This is a genomic window from Thermodesulfobacteriota bacterium, from assembly GCA_036397855.1.
Classification (GTDB): domain Bacteria; phylum Desulfobacterota_D; class UBA1144; order Nemesobacterales; family CSP1-2; genus DASWID01.
Genome location: DASWID010000178.1, coordinates 1 through 3,028, shown reverse-complemented (window position 1 = coordinate 3,028; position 3,028 = coordinate 1). Strand labels below are relative to the sequence as shown.

Genomic DNA, 3,028 nt, shown 5'->3' with positions numbered 1-3,028 from the left:
CTCCTTGAATCAAATTTATTTTAACTACATAGGGTTGATTCTGTCCATTTTCAATTATCGATTAGGCGATTGAGCTTTATAATACGCTGTAGCTAGAGGGATTACGCTATAAGCGCTATGGCTCCCGATCTTCGGGTCATTGCGAAATTTGCCCTTCTATTTACTCAGGATAGACTCCGAAATTCAAGCAATCTTAATATCTTGTATCTTGTCTCCCGCGGATTGTTAGCGGGAATCCATATCTTCGTTTCTGGATCCCCGACTACCGATTTCGGGGATGACAATAGGGCTCGATCCCCAGTTACGCCTGTACGAGGATGCCTTTATTGAGTGGTTGTCCTCGAGATCCTTGATCGGGGAATCCTCGGGGATGACATAAATGACTAAAAATTTTAAATTCAACCCCAACCCGCAAATTTTTTTTCACGTCTTCGTGCCTGATTTTCTTAACGCAATTTTTGGAATGCCGATTTAACCGTCGAATTCACCTCAGCTTGCTGCAGGTTGTATGTTGATTATATAAAAACTGTTTGAACCTATGCGCCGATAAGAGTATTAATCCAATTTATCAAAAATAATAAATAGAAATGAATTCAATAGATGATCTGAATAAACGATTTGGGATTCCCGACAGAATGACGTTTAAAGGAGGTCCTGGCGGATTGACTGTGGCCGAGATAAATAATGGACATGCTGATGCGAATGTATTCTTACACGGCGCGCAAGTCACCTCCTATAAACCTAATGGTCAAGAGGATGTTTTATTTCTTAGTGGACATTCCAGCTTCGAATCCGGAAAGGCAATACTTGGTGGAATTCCAATAAGCTGGCCATGGTTTGCCGATCACCCTACTGAAAAGACTAAACCGGCCCCTGGTTCAAAGCATACTCTAAGAGCAAACATTAGTATCGAGCCTCAGTAATCGAGTTCATGAATAACGATAGGCGGGGTTTTCCAACCCCGCTTCGATGTAGGGACTGATGCCCTCATCAGTCCAGAATGCCCGTTCAGGGAAAGGGCGCTACATCTAGAGGGAAATAAAATTGTCACCATTAAGACAGGTTGGATATAATAATTGGTTTATAACTAAGATAATCATCTTTTCAAACTTACCAGGTATGTCTGGTAAGGTAGCTTTTCGGAAGCTCCCAGAACCTTACGCGATTAGAAAACCTCATGCTATCGTGGAGAAAACAGATATGGGTGCAGAAGCATTTATCTTCTGCAATGGAGCTAATTTCATGCTCTCTTATTTTTGAATTCCAGAATGCATGGAAATCACAGCCGTAATCCCTTAAATTCCCTAGAGAGCCTCGTAACTCACAGGCTCTTACATTCCCGTCAAAATCGATGACCATGGCCGTCTCGCCGGCGGTGCAGGGCATGGGCCAGTGAGTGTTATTCGTATAGTTATTAAACTGAGTCTGGTGATGGAAATTAAAAATAGCCTTGTACACTGATTTTCTTATGAATCCTTCTGCCCTTCCACGATCCTCAGCCTGCCTTTCGGAGTATATGTGCTGAATTTTTGTTATCTCTTTATAGAGCTTTCTTAATTCATCTGCAGGCACCAGTTTCAAGCTCTTATCCAGAGGATCGCCCCTTATAATCTGAAAGAAGTGATAGTCGAGACGTTCATTCTCTAAGAAATATCTACCAAGATCAATTAACTCATGGTAATTTTCTGCGCAGATCACTGAATTAACATTTATTTGAAGCCTATGGCCGAATGTTGGTTTCAAGGTCCTGAGAAGTTTTATTGTCTCGAGAGATTTCTCGAAGTTGCCCGGAACACTACGAATTCTATCATTTGTTTCAGGGAGACCGTCAATTGAATTATTGAGATATAGCTCAAGATGACCATTTTTTCCGAGAATTCGCTCAGTAAGGTCTCTTATACGTTCTGGCTTAAGCCCGTTAGTTGGAAAGTATATTCTTCCTATTCCGTTATTTTTATAAAATAGATTTACTATTTGAGGGAGTTCTTTTCTAAGCGATGGTTCACCGCCGCTGAGTAAGAGGTCCTGAAACGGAGGCATAGTCTCTGACAATCTCTCTATCTCTTCTAGCGACAGGTCACCCTTTTGATTGAGCTCCTCCCAGTAGAAACAGGTTCTACAGCGTGCATTACAGCGGGAAGTGACGAAGAATATGACGGTATGTAGCTTCTTTGTTGGCGTTATCAATCCTACGAGCCTTTTCATGGTTGTTCGCTTTCATTTCATTATACAACCATGGGAAACAGATTGCTATTGTTCCCAGTCATATTCTGGTAACAATTATAAAGAGACCTTCGCCTGTAGCTTTTAGACTTCCGCAATCCATCATCAATGAAGTCATGGATGTCATTGCTGTAAATGTCAGGCATTTTGGGGACACAATCTTTAAATGCGCTTTCCTGATTCATCGTACTTGTCGTTTTTAACTTCTTTGTCTTGATTCAAAGAAGCAAAAATCAAGGCTGTCCAAAAATTCGCTAAAAATCATACACTCCGACTAAAAAATTTAATTCAACCGCACCCCGCAAATTTTTTTTAACGTCTTTGTTCCTGATTTTCTTAACGCAATTTTTGGAATGCCGTTCAAGTCCTTTTCATTCTGAAAAGGCCTCATGAACACAAAATTTCATGAAATCGTAGTAAATTTGTTTAGAGCTTGTATACCCTCTCTTTCCAGGAAACTCCTTGACCGCTCACTACCTCATACGCAGAAGTAAGTACCATTGCTATGTACACCGCCACTCCCAAGGGAACGGTTAAGGAATAAAAGCGGGGAATAGAAAAGAGCCGGGTAGTCTGCCAGGCGGTGTATATGATTAACGCCAGGAGAAAGGTGCTTTCAAACGCAATGGACAATTGAACAAATGATAACGATTGTTGACAAACTGTAGTGAATACGGACCAGATGAAGAGGACAGGAGGTATGATTCCCCAGGAAAGAAGCACGGACACAAGAAATATGAGATTTCTCCATCTCTTGTTGAGTCCGAAGAAAAGATTCTTTGTCCACCCCTCCCAGAGCTCGTCA

3 protein-coding genes are annotated in these 3,028 nt (G+C 41.4%); 1 reads left to right on the top strand and 2 read right to left on the bottom strand.

Going from position 1 to position 3,028, the window contains the following annotated elements; translation table 11 throughout:
- The first annotated feature begins 587 nt into the window (after positions 1-587).
- Positions 588-923 carry a hypothetical protein gene (locus tag VGA95_13525; GenBank protein HEX9667562.1) on the top strand — a complete coding sequence of 112 codons (336 nt, stop codon included), beginning with the start codon at positions 588-590 and terminating at the stop codon, positions 921-923.
- Between the two features lie 187 nt (positions 924-1,110).
- Here the strand turns inward: VGA95_13525 and VGA95_13520 are convergent, their stop codons facing one another.
- Both VGA95_13520 and VGA95_13515 read right to left on the bottom strand, forming a co-directional pair.
- Positions 1,111-2,205, bottom strand: a complete 1,095-nt coding sequence (locus tag VGA95_13520) for a radical SAM protein (GenBank protein ID HEX9667561.1) — start codon at positions 2,203-2,205, stop codon at positions 1,111-1,113.
- Between the two features lie 444 nt (positions 2,206-2,649).
- A partial coding sequence (locus tag VGA95_13515; protein HEX9667560.1) for a hypothetical protein occupies positions 2,650-3,028 on the bottom strand: 379 nt, incomplete at its 5' end.

Excerpts from the sequence above, each read along its gene's own strand:
- VGA95_13525 (HEX9667562.1), top strand. The coding sequence starts at position 588 with ATGAATTCAATAGATGATCTGAATAAACGATTTGGGATTCCCGACAGA.
- VGA95_13520 (HEX9667561.1), bottom strand. The coding sequence starts at position 2,205 with ATGAAAAGGCTCGTAGGATTGATAACGCCAACAAAGAAGCTACATACC.